This is a genomic window from Nocardioides humi, assembly GCF_006494775.1.
GTDB classification, from domain to species: domain Bacteria; phylum Actinomycetota; class Actinomycetes; order Propionibacteriales; family Nocardioidaceae; genus Nocardioides; species Nocardioides humi.
The window spans coordinates 5,047,530-5,064,656 of the sequence record NZ_CP041146.1; the positions used below are offsets into that span (position 1 = coordinate 5,047,530).

Genomic DNA, 17,127 nt, shown 5'->3' on the forward strand with positions numbered 1-17,127 from the left:
GTTCTCGGAGGCTTTTGTTTTGCCCGGACCCACCACGCGAGAGACCCCGATGAACCAGCCCCTGGACCTGCACGGCTCCTTCCACGTCTACGACACCACCCTGCGCGACGGCATGCAGCAGGAGGGCCTCAACCCGACGGTGGCGGACAAGCTCGCGATCGCGCGGCACCTGGACGGCCTGGGCGTGGGGTACATCGAGGGCGGCTGGCCGGGCGCGAACCCCAAGGACACCGAGTTCTTCCGTCGCGCGGCGGAGGAGCTGGACCTCAAGCACGCCCGGCTCGCGGCCTTCGGCTCCACCCGGAGGGCGGGCCTGCTCGCCGCCGACGACCCGCAGGTCGCGGCGCTGCGCGACAGCGGAGCGGGCGTGGTGACCCTGGTCGCGAAGTCGCACGTCGGCCACGTCGAGAAGGCGCTGCGGACCACGACCGAGGAGAACCTCGCGATGATCCGCGACACCGTCTCCCACCTCCGTGCGGAGGGCCAGCAGGTGTTCCTCGACGCGGAGCACTTCTTCGACGGGTACCGCCTCGACCGGTCCTACGCGCTCGAGGTGCTCCGGACGGCGTACGACGCCGGCGCGGACGTGATCGCGCTCTGCGACACCAACGGCGGGATGCTCCCGGGCTGGGTGTCCGACGTGGTCCACGACGTCATCGAGAACGCCCAGGTCCGGGTCGGCATCCACTGCCACAACGACACCGGCTGCGCGGTCGCCAACACGCTCGCCGCGGTCGAGGCCGGCGCCACCCACGTCCAGGGCTGCATCAACGGGTACGGCGAGCGCACCGGCAACGCCGACCTCGTCAACGTCGTCGCCAACCTCGAGCTCAAGCTGGACCGCCAGGTGCTGCCCCCCGGCCTGCTCACCGAGGCGACCCGGATCGCGCACGCCGTCGCCGAGGTGACCAATGTGCCGCCCGCCTCGCGCCAGCCGTACGTCGGGGCGTCGGCGTTCGCGCACAAGGCCGGCCTGCACGTCAGCGCGATCAAGGTCGACCCCGACCTCTACCAGCACATGGACCCCGCCGGGGTCGGCAACGACATGCGGCTGCTCGTCTCGGACATGGCCGGGCGCGCCACCATCGAGCTCAAGGGCCGCGAGCTCGGCTTCGACCTCTCCGACAACCCCGAGCTGGTCACCCGGGTGACCAATCGGGTCAAGGAGCTGGAGCTGCGCGGCTACACCTTCGAGGCCGCGGACGCCTCCTTCGAGCTGCTCCTCGCCGAGGAGGTCGACGGGCGGCGGCCGTCGTACTTCGACGTCGAGAGCTGGCGGGTGATCACCGAGACCCTCACCCACGCCCAGCCCGACGAGGAGGCCGTCTCCGAGGCGACCGTCAAGCTCCGCGCGGCGGGCGTGCGCTATGTCGTGACCGGCGAGGGCAACGGCCCGGTCAACGCGCTCGACCAGGCGCTGCGCGCGGCGATCGAGCAGGCGTACCCGGAGATCGCGAAGTTCGAGCTGATCGACTTCAAGGTCCGCATCCTCGACCAGGGGCACGGCACCGACGCGATCACCCGGGTGCTCATCGAGACCACCGACGGTGCGTCGTCGTGGGTGACCGTCGGCGTCGGCGCGAACGTGATCGAGGCGTCCTGGGAGGCGCTCGCCGACAGCCTCACCTTCGGCCTGCTGCGCCAGCATCGGGACTGACGCCGACCGTCGTCTCAGGCGGGGGAGTCGGCGCCGACCACGCGGCGTACGAGATCGGTCCAGCCCGCGATCACCTGCTCCTCGGTCAGGCCGCCGACGTCGATCTGCTGGCGCAGCACGGGAACGCTCAGGGGAGCGACCAGGGCGGTCGCGAGGTAGCCGAGGTCGCCGTGCACGCCGAGCTGGGTGAGCAGCATCCGGACGTGGAGCGCGACGAACCCCAGCACGGCGTAGTTCTCGCCCCACGTGCTGCCCGCCGCCTCGATCAGCGCGGCCTGTTCGCGGTGGTGGCGCAGCCGGGACGCGCCGAAGGCGAGCAGCCGCTCCATCGGCGGCGCGCCCGGTCCGAGCGGTGGCGGGCCGCTGATGACGCTGGCCTGCCACTCCTGCTCGCGGTGGTCGAGCAGCGAGGCCATCAGGCCCTCGCGGCTCCCGAACCGGCGGAACACCGTCCCCTTGCCGACCCCCGCCCGAGCCGCCACGGCATCGGTGGTGAGGTCGGCGACGCCGCAGCGCTCGACGAGCTCGGCCGCGGCCTGCAGGAGCGCTTCCCGGTTGCGGGCCGCGTCGCGTCGTACGACGGGCGCCGCGGTGAGCAGGGGGAGGGGCTTCGGCATGGTCTCGTCACAGTAACGGGCAGCGCCGACGACGGTCGGGTCTGCCGTCGACGTCCGGGTCCTCACGTTCTGAGAAATATTCCAGCCCGGGGAATGGAAGCGGACCACGGTCCGTTTCGATCTCCATGACTGACACCCAGAAGACCCGCGTCGCCGTGCTCGTCGGCAGCCTCCGCGCCGACTCCGTCAACCGCAAGCTCGCCGAGCTCCTGCGCGACGAGGCGGCGACCGACGTCGTGCTCGACATCGTCGAGGGGCTCGACCGGCTCCCCTTCTACAACGAGGACATCGACGGCGAGAACGCTCCCGCCGCCGCCGTGGCCGTGCGCGAGCGGGTCGCCCTGGCCGACCGCGTGCTGGCCGTGACCCCGGAGTACAACGGCACCCTCCCGGCCGTGCTCAACAACGCCATCGACTGGCTCTCGCGTCCCTACGGCGCCGGCGCGATCAGCGGGAAGCCGTTCGCGGTCATCGGCACCACGCCCACGCCGTACGGCGGCAAGTGGGCCCACGAGGACGCCGCCCGCTCCGCCGGCATCGCCGGCGCGAAGGTCGTCGCCGACGCGACCGTCTCCCACCCGGCCGGCGAGGGCGACGTGCTCGTCGACCGCGACGCCCGGGCGAAGCTGCACGACGCCATCGCCAAGCTGGTGGCGTTCGCGCCGGAGACCACCGCCGCCTGACAGCCGCCGAGGGGCTACGGTCGGGTCGTGGCCGAACTCCACGACCTGACCGCCCTCGAGCAGGGGGAGCTGATCCGCACCGGCGAGATCAGCCCCGTCGAGCTCACCGACCACTACCTCGAACGCGCCGCGCGGCTCCCGCAGGAGTACGTCGACGGCGCGTTCGTGCTCCGCGACCCCGACGCCGCACGGCGGCGTGCCCGCGAGGTCGCGGCCGTGGGGCCGGTGGGGGACGGGGCGTCGCCACTGGCCGGCGTACCCACGGCGATCAAGGACCTCAACCTCACCCGCGGCGTGCCGACGGCGTTCGGCTCGCCGGTGTTCGCGGACTACGTGCCCGAGGTCTCCGACGGGGTGACCCTCGCGATCGAGGACGCCGGGATGGTGAGCCTCGGGAAGACGAGCACGCCGGAGTTCGGCTCGCCCTGCTACACCGAGCCGGAGGGACGCCCGCCCGCGGTCACGCCGTGGGACCCGACCCGGATGGCGGGCGGGTCCTCGGGCGGCGCCGCGGCCGCGGTGGCCGCCGGGCTGGTCCCGGTCGCCCAGGGCTCCGACGGCGGCGGCTCGATCCGGATCCCCGCGTCCTGCTGCGGACTCGTCGGGCTCAAGCCGACCCGCGGCCGGATCAGCGGCTTCCCGATGTACGGCGACCCGGTCGGCCTCGCCGTCTCGGGATCCATCGCCCGCACCGTCGCCGACGCCGCCGCCCTGCTCGACGTGCTCGCCGGCCGCCGGGCGGGCGATCCCGCCTGGGCGCCGGACCCGGCCGGCACCTTCCTGTCCGCCGCCGGCCGGGAGCCCGGGCGACTGCGGATCGCCTGCTTCGACACCCCGGTCATCGCGGACGCCGACGTGCACCCGGAGGTCCAACGCGCCTACGACGACGCGACCCGCCTGCTCGCCTCGCTCGGCCACGCCGTCGAGGACGTCCCCGTCCCCCTCCCGCCCGAGGCGGTCGCGGTCTTCGAGACCTGCTGGGCGGTGCTGACCGCGCTCTCGACCGTGCCGCTCGGACCGGGTCAGCGCGAGCAGCTGCGACCGCTCACCCGCTGGCTCGGCAAGCGGGGCGAGGCGGTGTCGGGGCCGGAGTTCGGGCTCGCGATCGGGGCGATGCGCCGGTACGCCGCCGATGCGCTGGTCGCGCTGGCGCCGTACGACATCGTGCTGACGCCCACCCTCGCCACCCCGCCGCTCCCGGTCGGCGCGATCCGCGACGACGCGGATCCGGCGGGCGACTTCGAGGCGCAGAAGCGGTTCACCCCGTGGACCTCGGCGTGGAATGTCACCGGCATGCCCGCCATCTCCCTCCCGCTCCACCAGACCCCCGAGGGCCTCCCCGTCGGCGTCATGCTCGCCGCCCGCCCCGCCGAGGAGGAGCTGCTCATCTCCCTCGCCGCCCAGGTCGAGGCCGCCGCCCCCTGGAGGGATCGCCGGCCGCCGCTGTGGTGAGGCTCAGCCGAACCAGGCCGGGGCCGCGGCCCGGAAGTCCTCGGGCGCCAGGGAGCCGGCGCCGTCGGGGATGACGGCGAGGACCGGTACGCCGGTGACGCGCGGCAGGTCGGTGCGGTTGCAGGTCTCGGCGACGCCGGGCTCGACGGGCCAGGCGCCGATGACCAGGCCCGCGGGCTCGACCTGGACCGCTCGCAGCGCGGTCGTGGTGAGCTCGGTGTGGTTGAGGGTGCCGAGGCCGGCACGGCACACGACGACCACCTCGACCGGCGAGCCGTCGGCCCGGATCAGCGCGAAGGTGAGATCGCGGGCGATGTCGAGCAGCGTCCCGCCCTCGGCGTCGAGGCGCACCAGCAGGCCGCCGGCGCCCTCCACGATCACGACGTCGTACGACGGCAGCAGCTCGCGGATCCGGGCGACGTGCTCGCGCACGGTGGGGATCCGCACGCCCTGGCGGCGTGCCGCGGTGTCGGGGGCGAGGGGCTCGTCCAGGGCGGCGAGCTGGACGGTCTCGACGCCGGCGAGGGCGCGGACCGTGTCGACGTCCGGGGTGTCGGGGTCGGGACTGCCGATGCCGGTCTGCACCGGCTTGACCACCAGCACCCGGTCCCCGGCGGCGGAGGCCGCCGCGGCGAGCGCCGCGGTGGCGATGGTCTTCCCGACGCCGGTGTCGGTGCCGGTCACCACGACGACGCGGGTCACTGGTGCTCCTTCACGAGCGCCACGAGGACGTCGACCGCGCGCGCCCAGTCGTCGTCGGCGACCCCCGCGGTGACGGTGATCCGCAGCCGCGAGATGCCGTCGGGCACTGACGGCGGGCGGAAGCAGCCGACCCGCAGACCGGCCTCCAGCGCGGCGGCCTGGGCCGCGACGGCGGCCTGCGGCGAGGACATCGGCACGGACAGCACCGCGCCCGCGGGCGCGACGACGCCGAGCACGTCGGCCAGCGCGGCCACCCGCTCCCGGACCAGGGCGCCCAGCCCCGGCCGCGAGCGGACCGCCCGGAGCGCGGCCAGCGCACCGGCGGTCGGGGCGGGCGCGAGGCCGGTGTCGAAGATGAACGGGCGGGCCCGGTTGACGAGATGCTCCCGCAGTGCGACCGGCCCGAGCACGGCACCGCCCTGCGCACCCAGCGCCTTCGACAGCGTCGCCGTGACGACCACATGCGGGAGCCCGGCGAGTCCCAGCGTCGCGACGAGTCCCGGCCCGTGCACCCCCACGGCGTGCGCCTCGTCGACGACCAGCAGGGCGTCGTACTCCTCGCAGAGGGTGGCCAGCTCCACCAGCGGCGCCGCGTCGCCGAGCACCGAGTAGACCGACTCGACGAGCACCAGCGCCCGCTCGCCGGCCTCGGCCGCGGCGGCCAGGCCGGCGCGCACGGCGTCGACGTCGCTGTGCGGTACGACGCTCAGCCGGGCGCGCGAGAGCCGGACGGCGTCGACCAGCGAGGCGTGGACATGAGCGTCGGAGAGCACGCGCGTGCCGCGGTCGGCGAGCGCGCTCACGACGGCGAGATTGGCGTGGTAGCCGGTCGAGAAGACCAGGGCCGCGGGCTGCGCGAGGTACGCCGCGAGCGCGGTCTCGAGCTCCTCGTGGAGCGCGAGGGTGCCGGTGACCAGCCGCGAGGCGCTCGCGCTGGATCCCCAGCGCAGCGCGGCGTCCGCGGCCGTCTGCCGGACCTCGGGGTCGCGCGCGAGGCCGAGGTAGTCGTTGCCGGCCAGGTCGATCGTGACGTCGTCCGCCGCCCGCGGCCGCAGCCGCCGGGTCAGTCCCGCGGCCTCCCGTGATGCGGCCTCCGCGGCGAGCCACTCCTCCCACGCAGTCATCCCGCTCGCACCGCCGCCCCGATCCCCGCGACGAGCCGGTCCAGCTCGCCGGCGCCGGCGACGTACGGCGGCATCGCGTAGACCAGGTCCCGGAACGGCCGCAGCCACACACCCGCGGCGAGTGCGGCGTCCGTCGCCGCGACGACGTCGACGGGGTGGTCGAGCTGCACGACCCCGACCGCCCCGATCGTGCGGACGTCGCGGACGCCGGGCAGCGACCGCAGGGGAGCGAGGCCCGCGGCCAGGTGGGTGCCGATCGCGCCCACGCGTGCCGGCCAGTCCGAGGCGAGCAGCAGGTCGATGGAGGCGCTCGCGACCGCGCACGCGAGCGGGTTCCCCATGAACGTCGGCCCGTGCATGACCACGCCGGCCTCGCTGCCGGAGATGCCACGAGCCACCCGGTCGGTCGTCAGGACGGCGGCCAGCGTGAGGTACCCGCCGGTGAGCGCCTTGCCGAGGCACAGCACGTCCGGCGTCACCAGCTCGCTCGCGAACAGGTGGCCGGTGCGGCCGAAGCCGGTCGCGATCTCGTCGAAGACCAGCAGCAGGCCGTGCTCGTCGGCCACCTCGCGGAGGATCCGCAGGCACGCAGGCGGGTACGGCCACATGCCGCCCGCGCCCTGGAGCAGCGGCTCGACGACGATCCCTGCGAGCTCGTGGGCGTGGCGCGCGGCGAGATCCCGCAGCGCATCGGCCCACTCCGCGATCGAGGCCGGGCTCGCGTCGTACGCCGGGGGCCGGGGACCGAACACCTGCCCCGGGAGCACGCCCCGCCACATGGCGTGCATCCCGCCGTCGGGATCGGTGACGCTCATCGGGTGGAAGGTGTCGCCGTGGTAGCCGCCGAGGACGGTGAGCATCCGGGTGCGCCCAGACGGATGATCAGTACGGCCGCAGCCGCGTTGGTACTGGAGAACCATCTTCAGCGCGACCTCGACCGCGACCGAGCCGGAGTCCGCGAGGAACACCCGCTCCAGCGGCTCCGGCGTGATCTCGACCAGTCGGCGACCGACCGCGACCGCCGGCTCGTGGGTGAGCCCGCCGAACATCACGTGGCTGAACCGCGCGGCCTGCTCGGCGATCGCGGCGTCGAGGACGGGGTGACGGTAGCCATGGATCGCCGACCACCACGACGCCATCCCGTCGACCACCCACCGGCCGTCGACCTCGAGCTCGCCGCCGCGCGCGCCGGTGACCAGCCGCACCGGCGTGGGCTCGGTCATCGAGGTGTAGGGATGCCACAGGTGCTCGCGGTCGAAGGCGAGCAGGTCCTCGGTCAGCGCGACGGTCATGGCGGGGTCAGGCGTTCGCGGCGACCTCGGTGCCCGCGCCGCGGCGGCGGATCGCCGGGTCGTGCTCGACCGCCGGCTCCTCGAAGGCGTCCTCGGCGCCGAGGATCACGAAGCCGTTGTCGCGGATCATCGCGATGTCGGCCTGCGCGTCCTGGCCCTCGGAGGTGAGGTAGTCGCCGAGGAAGAGCGAGTTCGCGACCTGCAGCGCGGTCGCCTGCAGCGAGCGCAGGTGCATCTCGCGCCCGCCGGCGATCCGGATCTCCTTGTCGGGGCACACGAAGCGCGCCATCGCGAGGATCAGCACGCAGCGGATCGGGGCGAGCTCCCAGGTGTTCTGGTACGGCGTCCCGTCGAACGGCATCAGGAAGTTGACCGGGATCGAGTCGGTGTCGAGCGCCTTCAGCGCGAACAGCGCCTCGACCAGCTGCTCGTCGGTCTCGCCGAGGCCCGCGATCAGGCCCGAGCAGGGGAGAGGCCGGCGCCCTTCGCCCTCCCGATGGTGTCCACCCGGTCGTCGTAGGTGTGGGTCTGGACGATGTTGTCGTGGTGGGACTCGGCGGTGTTGATGTTGTGGTTGTAGGCGTCCACGCCGGCCGCCTTGAGCCGCTCGGCCTGCCCGTCCTTGAGGAGCCCCAGGCAGGCGCAGACCTCCACGCCGTCGTACTCCTCCTTGAGGGCCTCGGTCATCTCCACGACCCGGTCGATGTCGCGGTTCGACGGTCCGCGGCCCGACGACACCATGCACACCCGGGTCGCGCCGCCGCGCAGCCCGGCGCCGGCCTGCTCGAGCGTCTCGTCCTTCGACAGCCAGGAGTACTTGAGGATCGGCGCCTCGGAGCCGAGCGCCTGCGAGCAGTAGTTGCAGTTCTCGGGGCACAGCCCGGACTTGAGGTTGACCAGGTAGTTGACCTTGACCGTGTTGCCGAAGTGCGCGCGTCGCAGCCGCCCGGCCGCCGCGACGACGGACATCAGGTCGTCGTCCGAGGCCCGGAGTACGGCGAGCGCGTCGGCCTCGGTGGCCGCACCTCCGTGGAGGATCCGGGTGGCCAGCTCGTCGAAGCTCGTGGTGGTCATGGTGCTCCTCGGGGGTCCTGGGCGTCGAACTGAACAGTGTTCAGGTCGCTCACGATAGCGGCTGCGGGCCGAGTGAGCCAGTGTTCGCACCTCGAGGGTGCAGGCCGCGCACGTCGTGGCTGCAGAACTCGCACTTCGCGGGTGCAGACCTCACACTTCGTCAGTCGTCGCCGAGCCCGCGGGCGTGCAGGGCGTCGCCGGTGGCGCGGGCGTGGGCGACGACTCGGATCACGAGGGGCGTGAGGTACGCGCGGGGGTTGCGGTCGAGGCCGCGGGCGCGGGCGGCGTCGCGGGTCTCGCCGGCGATGGCGAGGGTGAGCGGGATGCCGCGGATCATCAGCGAGAACGCGAGCGCGACCAGCTCGGGGTTGACGCCGAAGCGGCGGAACGGCCCGAGCCAGCGGGTGATCGCGTCGACCATCCGCTCGACCGAGGTGGTCGTGGTGAAGACGGTCGCCAGCAGCAGGAGCGCGACCAGCGCGCCGACGACCACGAAGGCGTGCTCGGCGCCGCGCTGCCAGGTCTGGTACGCCGCCAGCAGGGTCATCGCGACCAGGACGCCGCGCAGCGCCCGGGCCGCGCGGCCCAGGCGGACGCCGGCGACCACGCAGCCCAGCACCGCGAGTGCGAGCAGGGCGCTCGTCGTGGTGACGCCCCGGAAGGTCACCGCGACGATGCTCAGGACGAGCAGACCCAGCAGCTTGGCGCCCACGGGGAGCCGGTGGAACACGGAGGTCCCCGGCTGGTAGTCGCCGAGCGGGCTGGCGGCCACGGATCAGCCCACCGTGGCGCGGTAGTGGGCGACGACCTCGTCCGGCGCGCCGTCGGCGACCACGGCCCCGTCGTCGACCAGCAGTGCCCGCTCACAGCGCAGTGCCAGGTCGAGGTCGTGGGTGGCCAGCACCAGCTGCTGGGGGAGCCCGAACAGCAGGTCGCCGATCATCCGGGCGTTGCGCAGGTCGAGCAGGGTGGTCGGCTCGTCGGCGACCAGGACCGCCGGGTCGGTGGCGAGCACCCCGGCCAGCGCCAGGAGCTGCCGTTGCCCGCCGGACAGCGTGTGCACGCTGCGCTCGGCCAGCTCCGTCAGCCCGTACGACGCCAGCACCGCCCGCGCCGCGTCCGCCCGCTCCTCGCGCCCCCTGACCTGGTGGCGCAGGGAGAGCGCGACGTCCTCGACGACCGTGGGCATCACCAGCTGCGCGCTGGGGTCGGTGAAGACGAAGCCGACCCGGCGTCGTACCTCACGGCCCTTCTTGGCCACGTCGAGCCCGTCGACGACGACCCGGCCCGAGGTGGGCTCGACCAGGCCGTTGACGAGCCGGGCGAGGGTGGACTTGCCCGAGCCGTTGGGGCCGATCAGCGCGATCCGCTGCTCGGTGAGGTCGAGGGTGGTCTCCCGTAGCACCGTGACCTCGGGAGCAGGCCCGCCGGGTGTCGCCGCACGGACGACGACCCGGTCGAGCTCGATCCGACTCATACCGCCCGGCTCACGAGAGCTCCGCGGGATCTCCTCGGCCTCGGCGGAGCTCCGGCGACGGCCGATCAGGTCGGGGAAGGCCCGGTGCACGGCGGTGGCGACCAGCGCCATCACGACGTTCTTGGCGATGTCGCCGGGGAAGTAGGCGGCGTCGAAGCTGAACGCCTCCTTGATGCTCAGGTCCGCCCGCCAGGCAAGGTTGAGCGGCCCGAGGGTGTGGATGAACACGAAGCTGCTGAGCAGGCCGCAGGTGAAGACCAGCGTGAACTGCGTGGCGCTCTGGCGGTTGCGGTAGACGAGGAAGCCGCACAGCGCCGCGGCCAGTGGGAACGCGACGAGATAGCCGGCGGTGACGCCGCTGTAGTGCGAGATCCCCGACGCGCCGCCGGAGTAGATCGGCAGCACCAGCCCGGCGACGAGGTAGAGCAGCACGCACAGGAACCCGCGCACCGGGCCGAGCACGGCGCCGGCGAGGAGCACGCCGAAGGTCTGCAGGGAGTACGGCACGCCGATCCCGGTCTTGATGTCGGGCAGGATGGCGCACACGGCGATGAGCGCGGCGAAGCCGGCGATCAGGGCGACGTCGGTCGTGGGGGTACGGCGGGTCATGGGTCACTCTCGGGGCAGGGCTGCGCGATCCGCGCAGTTGAACAGTGTTCAGGTTAGGCTGACCGAAGGGTCCCGGTCAACGGGGGTCCGCGGACGAGGGGAGTGCAGGACGGTGCGGTACCGCAGGAGCGACGTGGTGGCGCGCGCGATCGAGGTGCTCGACGCCCACGGGCTCGACGCCCTCTCCATGCGCCGCCTCGCCGGCGACCTGGGCGTCCAGCCCGGCGCGCTCTACCACCACTTCACCAACAAGGACGCCCTGCTCGCCGCGATCGCCGACGAGATCCTCCACCGCGGCCGCCGGCCCGCCGAGATCATGGCCTGGGACGCCGAGCTGCACCTGCTGTGCCTCGGCCTGCGCGACGCCATGCGCCGTCACCGCGACGGCGCCCTCCTCATCGCCCAGGTCAACCGCTCCGACGCCGAGGCCCTCGAGGAGCCGCTGCGCTCGGCCCTCGAGCGCGCCGGCGCCGGCGCGCAGCTCACCCGGGTGGGCGCCCGCACCCTGGTCCGGCTCGTGTTGTCCCACGAGGACGCCGACGACGCGGACTTCGCGCTGGGCCTGGGGCTGGTGCTGGACGGGCTGCGCGCCCGGCTCGCCTGACGGCGTACACCCGTCGTCTCTCGTTATCGTGGCGGTAACGACGAGGAGGCACTGTGGACGACATGGCACCGAAGACCCAGAGGCCCGTGACGGTCGTGCTGTTCGGGGCGACGGGGGACCTCGCCCGGCGCAAGCTGCTGCCGGGGATGCTCCACCTGTTCGAGACCGGGCTGCTGCCGCAGCTGCAGATCATCGGGACCTCGCTCGACGAGCACACGACCGAGTCGTTCGTGGAGTTCGTGCACGAGGCGGTGCTGGAGTTCTCCGGTGACGACAACGACATGGCGGCCTGGCCGGAGTTCGCCAAGCTGCTGCACTGGGCGCCGGGCGCGGAGGGTCCCGCCGGCCTGCGGGCCGCGGTGGAGAAGGCCGAGTCCGGGTGGGACGGCGACCGGGTGCGGCTGCACTACCTGAGCGTGCCGCCGAAGGCGGCGCTGGCGGTGGTCCACACGCTCGACGAGGCGGGCCTCGCGGCGGGCAGCCGGATCATCATGGAGAAGCCGTTCGGCGTCGACCTCGCCTCGGCCAAGGCGCTCAACGCCGAGCTGCACGAGACCTTCGACGAGTCGCAGATCTACCGGATCGACCACTTCCTCGGCAAGGAGGCGGCGCAGAACATCCTCGCGTTCCGGTTCGCCAACGGCCTCTTCGAGCCGATCTGGCACCGCAACAACATCGACCACGTCCAGATCGACGTCCCCGAGGAGCTCGGACTCGAGCAGCGCGCCAACTTCTACGAGTCCACCGGCGCCTACAAGGACATGGTGGTCACCCACCTGTTCCAGGTGCTCGCGTTCACCGCCATGGAGCCGCCGACCTCGCTGCACCCCGACGCCATCAACGAGGAGAAGAACAAGGTCTTCCGCTCGATGATGCCGATCGACCCGGCCAACGTGGTCCGCGGCCAGTACCAGGGCTACCGCGACATCGAGGGCGTGGCCCCGGACTCGGAGACCGAGACCTTCATCGCGCTCAAGTGCTTCATCGACAACTGGCGCTGGGCCGGCGTGCCGTTCTACCTGCGCACCGGCAAGCGGATGGCCGAGGGGGCGCGGATCATCTCGATCGCGTTCAAGGAGCCGCCGCGCTCGATGTTCCCGAAGAACTCCGGCGTCGGCGACCACGGCCCCGACCACCTCACCTTCGACCTGGCCGACAAGGCGAAGATGTCGCTGTCGTTCTACGGCAAGCGACCGGGACCGGGGATGAGGCTCGACAAGCTGTCCATGCAGTTCGCGATGACCGACACGACCTGGGCGGGCTCGGTGCTCGAGGCCTACGAGCGGCTCATCTACGACGCCGCCCGCGGCGACCAGACCCTGTTCACCTCCGCCGAGGGCATCGAGCGACTGTGGGAGGTCTCCGAGCCGCTGCTCGAGGCACCGCCCGTGGTGCGGCCGTACCGGCAGGGCAGCTGGGGGCCCAACCAGATCCACCAGCTGGTCGCGCCGTACGCCTGGCGGCTGCCGTTCGAGCGGCAGTGGCGCGACCCGAACTCGATGGGCGCCTGAGCCTCGATCCGCCGACTTGCCGCTGCTGCGCGTCACCATCCGGGCGCGCTGGTGACGCTCGCAACGCGGCAAATCAGCGGATCGAGGCTGACGCTCAGTCGATGACGCCCGCCTCCCGGGCCAGTCGTACGGCGTGCACCCGGTTGGTGGCGTGCAGCTTGCGCATGGCGTTCTTCAGGTAGGACTTCACGGTGCTCTCGACCAGGCCCAGCGAGGCGGCGACCTCGCGGTTGCTCTGGCCGAGGGCGATCTGGGCGAGGACGTCGATCTCGCGCGCGGCCAGGCCGGTCGGCGCGGCGCCCCGTGCGGTACGGCGGTCCGGGGACGCCGCGGGGGAGCGGCCCCGCTCCACCCGGCTGCGCACGTCCTCGAGGCGGGCGCGCAGGGCGTCGTCCTCCACGAGCGCGGCGAGGTCGGCGAGCTCGTCGGAGATGTCGCGCAGGTCGGCGCGGGTCAGCCGGACCTGCGGCGCGGCGGGCTCGGGGGTGTGCCCGAGGCCGCGCAGGCGGCCGAGCCGGCGGCGTACCTCGTCGTCGACGGCGATCTCGCGCTCGGCCCGGCGGACGAGCGGCAGGAACGCGTCGTACCAGACGTCGCCGAGCACGACCTGCGCGCGGTGCCCGAGGTAGACCACCATCCGCGGCACCCGGTCGACCACGATCGGCAGCGCCGTCACGGTCTCCAGCCGCTCGGCGCGCACCGGCTCGTCGTACTGGTGGGTGATGCCGCGGGCGTGGTGGTAGCTGGTGACCGAGGTCGGCCGGCCGAGGAGCAGCGCCTTGCCGCCCAGCCCGAAGCCGGAGCGCACGCGCAAACCCTGCAGGGAGCGGGTCCGGGCGCTGTGCAGCCCGGTGATGTCGATGGCCGTGCCGTCCGCGACCACCGGGCCGCCGAAGGCCATGTCGCTGTCGCCGGTCGCGCGGAACTCCGCGAGCGTGCGGGACAGGTCGAGGGCCATGCCCCCACGGTAGGTGAGCGCGGTCACACCGACAACGCCGCTACCTCCTTCCGGAGGTAGACATAGTCGTCGAGCGGGAAGCGGGTGGCCTCGCGGGCCGCGCTCAGCGTCGACGTCGGGCGCAGCAGCACCGCCTCGCCGTGCTGGTTGAAGTAGTAGCTCCGCGCGGTCGCGCAGCTGCCCGCGTTGAAGACGGAGTTGCCGAGGAGGCCGGTCATCCGGTCCAGGAAGCGGTCGTTGGCCTCCTCGGTCACCTCCACGACGTCGGCGCCGCGCTTCCGCATGGTCCGCAGCAGCCGCCCCAGGTGGGCCATCTGGGTCTCGATGGTCGTGAAGTACGACAGGCCCGAGTAGGAGTAGGGGCTGTTGAGGGAGAAGAAGTTCGGGAACCGCGGGATCGTGATGCCCTCGTAGGCGCAGAACCGGTTCTCCCGCCACCACCTCCCGAGGTTGCGGCCCTCGCGGCCGACGACCTCGATCGCGGGGAAGTTCGCCTCCCACAGGTCGAAGCCCGTGGCGAGCACCAGGACGTCGAGGTCGGTACGACGGCCGTCGGCCGTCACGATGCCGCCGGCGTCGACGTGGTCGATCGAGGTCGTCTCCAGGTCGACATGGGGCTTGGTGAAGGTCGGGTAGTAGGTGTTGCTGAAGGTGGGGCGCTTGCAGCCGAAGTCGTAGTCGGGCGTCAGCCGCGCCCGCAGCTCCGGGTCCCTGACCTGGCGCCTGAGGTGGGCCTCGCAGACCCGCTTGCCGGTGGCGTTGGCCCACGGCAGGTCGCGGAAGTGCAGGACGCCGGCGACCATGAGCAGCTCGAGGATCGACGTGCCGACCAGCCGGGTCGCCCGCTGCGTGAGGGGCACCTTCGCGAAGGCAGCGCGCACGATGCCGGGCACCGGGCCGTCGAGCTTGGGGGAGACGTAGATCGGCGTGCGCTGGTAGACGGTGAGGTGGCCGGCCACCTTCGCCAGCTCGGGGATCAGCTGGACGGCGGTCGCGCCGGTGCCGATGATGCCGACCCGCCTGCCCTCGAGCTCGAGGTCGTCGTCCCAGCGGGTGGTATGCACGACGGTGCCGGCGAAGTCCTCGATGCCGGCGATGTCGGGGAGCCGCGGCTGGGACAGGAAGCCGGTCGCCGTCAGCAGGAAGCGGCCGCGGACCACCTCGCCGCCCTCGACCCGCACCTCCCAGGTGGCGCTGTCCTCGTCCCAGCGCGCGCCCTCGACGACCGTGCCGAACCGCAGGTGGCGGCGCAGGCCGTACTTGTCGGCCACGTGCTCGGCGTACCTCTTCAGCTCCGGGCCGGGCGCGAACAGCCGCGACCAGTGCGGGTTCGGCTCGAAGGAGTAGGAGTACGTCGAGCTGGGGATGTCGACGGCCAGGCCGGGATAGCGGTTGACGTGCCAGGTGCCGCCGAGGTCGTCCTCGCGCTCGAGGATCACCAGGTCGTCGTACCCCTGGCGGTGCAGCTCGATGGCGGCGCCCATGCCGCCGAAGCCGGCGCCGACGATGACGGCGTCGTGGATCGCGGTGTCCTGGAGCTGGGTCATCGGAGGGTCCTCTCGGTGGCGGCGCCGATGAGGCGCTCGGTGTAGCCGGCCCGCTCGGTGGCGTCGGTGCGCAGTGCGCGGTCGTCGCGGACGACCCTGCGGACCCGGTCGAGCACCCCGGTCGGCAGCAGCGTCGTGGTGGCGGCCAGCGCGCCGACGTACCGCGGCACGGCGATCTCGGCCTCACGGCTGCGGACCGAGCCGACCACCGCCTCGGCGATCCGCTGGGGGCCGACCTTCGGGATCGGCCTCATGTCCAGGCCGGAGGCGAGATCGGTGTCGACCGCGGACGGGAGTACGGCGGTCAGCGTCACGCCGTGGGGCGCCATCTCCAGCCGGGTCGCGGCGGTCAGCCCGACCACCGCGAACTTGCTGGCGTTGTAGACCGCCAGCCCCGGGATCGGGAACTTCCCGGCGAGCGAGGCGACGTTGACGACGTGGCCGCGGCCGCGCTCGACCATGCCGGGCAGCACCCGCCGCATGCCGTGCAGCACGCCGTGGACGTTGACCTCCATCATCAGCCGGTCCAGCGCCGGATCCATCTCCAGGAACGGCCCGTTGGGCATCACGCCTGCGTTGTTGACCAGCACGTCGAGCGGTCCGTGCTCGGCCTCGGCGGCGGTCACGAAGGCGTCGTACGACGCGGGGTCGGCCACGTCGAGGGGGTGGGCGCCGGCGCCGGTCTCCTCGGCGGTGGCCTGCGCGGTCGCCAGGTCGAGGTCGCCGAAGGAGACCCTCGCGCCGCGTGCGAGGAAGGCCTCCACCGTGGCGCGGCCGATGCCGCGCGCGCCGCCGGTGATCGCGACGTGGGCGCCGGCGAGGTCGATCGGGGTGGGGCGGGTCATCGGAGGACCTCCAGCTGGGCGACGAGGGCGGGGGCGGAGCGGGTGGCAGTGTCGCGGACCCGCTGGACCCGGGAGCCGTCCATGAAGTTGGCGCCCAGGGCGTCGAGGTCGGCGGCGGTCGGCTCGATCCGGACGACGTGCGCGCCCGCCGCGCGCAGGGCGGCGACCTCGCGGTCGACGCGGCGGGTCATCGGGCGGCGCAGCAGCCGCTCGGCGCGGGCCGGTCCGCGGGCGGGAGCCCCGCCCCGACTCGACATCGGGGCCACCACGACCACCTCGTCGATGCCGCCGTCGGCGACCCGGGGGAGGAGCAGGTCGGCCGAGGTCGGGGAGACGGCACCGCCGTCGAGGAAGGCGCGCTCGCCGATGCGCACCGGCGGGAACCAGCCGGGGATCGCCCACGACGCGGCGATCGCCCGCCCGAGGGTGGTGGTGGGCGCGTCCGCACGGCCGAAGGGGACCCGCTCGCCGGTGCGCCCGTCGGCGGCGACCAGCCAGGTCCGCGGATGTGTCGTCCAGCCGGTCACGGGATCGGCGAGGGCGTCGCCGAGGTCGACCAGCCAGCGCGCGTCGCCCCCACCGCGGGGGAGCAGGCCGGCGAGGCCGGCGAGCAGGTCCACGCGGCGGGCGAGCGCGGCGCGGGTCAGGCCGAGGCCGGGCAGTCCCGGCCGGGGGAGGCCCGGCAGGCCGCCCGGGGCGCCGGGCGAGGACAGGTGCGCGGCGACGAGGTGGTCGCTGCCGTCGTGGATCGCGCTGCCGGGCACCCCGGCGCCGAGCAGCGCGACCAGCTCGGCCCCCGCCGACGTACCGACGAGGACGTCGGCGGTGCGCGGGTCCCAGCCCTGCCGCTCCAGCTCGGCGAGCACGGCGGCGGTCCAGGCGAAGCCCAGCGTGCCGCCGCACCCGATGACCAGTGCGCGCCCCATGCGGCCCCTGTCGTACGAAACGGAACGGGATGTCAGTTTCGGAACGTAT

The 17,127-nt window shown here is 73.4% G+C and carries 17 protein-coding genes; 5 read left to right on the forward strand and 12 right to left on the reverse strand.

What is annotated here, in order from left to right; all coding sequences use genetic code 11:
* The first annotated feature begins 49 nt into the window (after window positions 1-49).
* Window positions 50-1,657 (forward strand): citramalate synthase, encoded by a 1,608-nt coding sequence (cimA, locus tag FIV44_RS24360; RefSeq protein ID WP_141006706.1) that lies wholly within the window; start codon window positions 50-52, stop codon window positions 1,655-1,657.
* Between the two features lie 14 nt (window positions 1,658-1,671).
* Here the strand turns inward: cimA and FIV44_RS24365 are convergent, their stop codons facing one another.
* Complete coding sequence (locus FIV44_RS24365; RefSeq protein WP_141006707.1) at window positions 1,672-2,274, reverse strand: TetR/AcrR family transcriptional regulator; 603 nt, start codon at window positions 2,272-2,274, stop codon at window positions 1,672-1,674.
* A 125-nt stretch (window positions 2,275-2,399) separates the two neighbouring features.
* Here FIV44_RS24365 and FIV44_RS24370 point away from each other — a divergent pair, with 125 nt between their 5' ends.
* Both FIV44_RS24370 and FIV44_RS24375 read left to right on the forward strand, forming a co-directional pair.
* Window positions 2,400-2,957, forward strand: coding sequence for an NAD(P)H-dependent oxidoreductase (locus FIV44_RS24370; RefSeq protein WP_141006708.1), 558 nt, complete (start codon window positions 2,400-2,402; stop codon window positions 2,955-2,957).
* 27 nt (window positions 2,958-2,984) lie between these two features.
* The gene (locus tag FIV44_RS24375; protein WP_141006709.1) at window positions 2,985-4,409 is read left to right on the forward strand and encodes an amidase; all 1,425 of its coding nucleotides are present in this window, start codon (window positions 2,985-2,987) and stop codon (window positions 4,407-4,409) included.
* A 3-nt stretch (window positions 4,410-4,412) separates the two neighbouring features.
* On the opposite strand, the gene bioD is transcribed toward FIV44_RS24375, so the two are convergent.
* The 7 genes from bioD to FIV44_RS24405 all read right to left on the reverse strand — a co-directional run bounded on the left by bioD (window position 4,413) and on the right by FIV44_RS24405 (window position 10,687).
* Window positions 4,413-5,111, reverse strand: a complete 699-nt coding sequence (bioD, locus tag FIV44_RS24380; RefSeq protein ID WP_141006710.1) for a dethiobiotin synthase — start codon at window positions 5,109-5,111, stop codon at window positions 4,413-4,415.
* Window positions 5,108-6,235, reverse strand: a complete 1,128-nt coding sequence (locus tag FIV44_RS24385) for an 8-amino-7-oxononanoate synthase (protein WP_141006711.1) — start codon at window positions 6,233-6,235, stop codon at window positions 5,108-5,110. The genes bioD and FIV44_RS24385 overlap by 4 nt, the downstream gene beginning before the upstream one ends.
* Complete coding sequence (locus FIV44_RS24390; protein WP_141006712.1) at window positions 6,232-7,527, reverse strand: adenosylmethionine--8-amino-7-oxononanoate transaminase; 1,296 nt, start codon at window positions 7,525-7,527, stop codon at window positions 6,232-6,234. Before FIV44_RS24390 ends, FIV44_RS24385 begins: the two co-directional genes overlap by 4 nt.
* A 7-nt stretch (window positions 7,528-7,534) precedes the next feature.
* Window positions 7,535-7,888, reverse strand: coding sequence for a biotin synthase BioB (locus FIV44_RS32640; protein ID WP_246086599.1), 354 nt, complete (start codon window positions 7,886-7,888; stop codon window positions 7,535-7,537).
* Window positions 7,889-7,980: 92 nt separating this feature from the next.
* The gene (locus FIV44_RS32645; protein WP_246086600.1) at window positions 7,981-8,601 is read right to left on the reverse strand and encodes a radical SAM protein; all 621 of its coding nucleotides are present in this window, start codon (window positions 8,599-8,601) and stop codon (window positions 7,981-7,983) included.
* A gap of 160 nt (window positions 8,602-8,761) precedes the next feature.
* On the reverse strand, window positions 8,762-9,373 hold the full coding sequence (locus FIV44_RS24400; RefSeq protein WP_141006713.1) for an energy-coupling factor transporter transmembrane component T family protein: 612 nt from the start codon (window positions 9,371-9,373) through the stop codon (window positions 8,762-8,764).
* A gap of 3 nt (window positions 9,374-9,376) precedes the next feature.
* Window positions 9,377-10,687, reverse strand: coding sequence for a biotin transporter BioY (locus FIV44_RS24405; RefSeq protein ID WP_141006714.1), 1,311 nt, complete (start codon window positions 10,685-10,687; stop codon window positions 9,377-9,379).
* A 136-nt stretch (window positions 10,688-10,823) separates the two neighbouring features.
* Between FIV44_RS24405 and FIV44_RS24410 the strand changes: the two genes are divergently transcribed.
* Entirely contained in the window at window positions 10,824-11,291 is a 468-nt protein-coding gene (locus FIV44_RS24410) for a TetR family transcriptional regulator (protein WP_246086601.1), read from the forward strand.
* A gap of 62 nt (window positions 11,292-11,353) precedes the next feature.
* Window positions 11,354-12,802, forward strand: a complete 1,449-nt coding sequence (gene zwf, locus FIV44_RS24415) for a glucose-6-phosphate dehydrogenase (RefSeq protein WP_141006716.1) — start codon at window positions 11,354-11,356, stop codon at window positions 12,800-12,802.
* Window positions 12,803-12,896: 94 nt separating this feature from the next.
* Here zwf and FIV44_RS24420 read toward each other — a convergent pair whose 3' ends face one another.
* From FIV44_RS24420 to FIV44_RS24435, 4 genes are read right to left on the reverse strand one after another with little or no spacing between them, the layout of a single operon-like run.
* Window positions 12,897-13,760, reverse strand: coding sequence for a helix-turn-helix domain-containing protein (locus FIV44_RS24420; protein ID WP_141006717.1), 864 nt, complete (start codon window positions 13,758-13,760; stop codon window positions 12,897-12,899).
* A gap of 23 nt (window positions 13,761-13,783) precedes the next feature.
* Window positions 13,784-15,307: a flavin-containing monooxygenase gene (locus FIV44_RS24425; protein WP_141006718.1), complete on the reverse strand. Its 1,524-nt coding sequence runs from the start codon at window positions 15,305-15,307 to the stop codon at window positions 13,784-13,786.
* Window positions 15,304-16,152, reverse strand: a complete 849-nt coding sequence (locus FIV44_RS24430) for an SDR family oxidoreductase (protein WP_141006719.1) — start codon at window positions 16,150-16,152, stop codon at window positions 15,304-15,306. The genes FIV44_RS24425 and FIV44_RS24430 overlap by 4 nt, the downstream gene beginning before the upstream one ends.
* Window positions 16,149-17,078, reverse strand: a complete 930-nt coding sequence (locus FIV44_RS24435) for a patatin-like phospholipase family protein (RefSeq protein WP_141006720.1) — start codon at window positions 17,076-17,078, stop codon at window positions 16,149-16,151. The genes FIV44_RS24430 and FIV44_RS24435 overlap by 4 nt, the downstream gene beginning before the upstream one ends.
* Window positions 17,079-17,127 lie beyond the last annotated feature (49 nt).

What these genes read in the sequence shown, in the direction of transcription:
- FIV44_RS24385 (WP_141006711.1), bottom strand. Translation starts at nt 6,235, where the DNA reads ATGACTGCGTGGGAGGAGTGGCTCGCCGCGGAGGCCGCATCACGGGAG.
- FIV44_RS32645 (WP_246086600.1), bottom strand. Translation starts at nt 8,601, where the DNA reads ATGACCACCACGAGCTTCGACGAGCTGGCCACCCGGATCCTCCACGGA.
- FIV44_RS24425 (WP_141006718.1), bottom strand. Translation starts at nt 15,307, where the DNA reads ATGACCCAGCTCCAGGACACCGCGATCCACGACGCCGTCATCGTCGGC.
- FIV44_RS24390 (WP_141006712.1), bottom strand. Translation starts at nt 7,527, where the DNA reads ATGACCGTCGCGCTGACCGAGGACCTGCTCGCCTTCGACCGCGAGCAC.
- FIV44_RS24420 (WP_141006717.1), bottom strand. Translation starts at nt 13,760, where the DNA reads ATGGCCCTCGACCTGTCCCGCACGCTCGCGGAGTTCCGCGCGACCGGC.
- FIV44_RS24435 (WP_141006720.1), bottom strand. Translation starts at nt 17,078, where the DNA reads ATGGGGCGCGCACTGGTCATCGGGTGCGGCGGCACGCTGGGCTTCGCC.
- FIV44_RS24430 (WP_141006719.1), bottom strand. Translation starts at nt 16,152, where the DNA reads ATGACCCGCCCCACCCCGATCGACCTCGCCGGCGCCCACGTCGCGATC.
- cimA (WP_141006706.1), top strand. Translation starts at nt 50, where the DNA reads ATGAACCAGCCCCTGGACCTGCACGGCTCCTTCCACGTCTACGACACC.
- FIV44_RS24370 (WP_141006708.1), top strand. Translation starts at nt 2,400, where the DNA reads ATGACTGACACCCAGAAGACCCGCGTCGCCGTGCTCGTCGGCAGCCTC.
- FIV44_RS24405 (WP_141006714.1), bottom strand. Translation starts at nt 10,687, where the DNA reads ATGACCCGCCGTACCCCCACGACCGACGTCGCCCTGATCGCCGGCTTC.
- FIV44_RS24365 (WP_141006707.1), bottom strand. Translation starts at nt 2,274, where the DNA reads ATGCCGAAGCCCCTCCCCCTGCTCACCGCGGCGCCCGTCGTACGACGC.
- zwf (WP_141006716.1), top strand. Translation starts at nt 11,354, where the DNA reads ATGGCACCGAAGACCCAGAGGCCCGTGACGGTCGTGCTGTTCGGGGCG.
- FIV44_RS32640 (WP_246086599.1), bottom strand. Translation starts at nt 7,888, where the DNA reads ATGCCGTTCGACGGGACGCCGTACCAGAACACCTGGGAGCTCGCCCCG.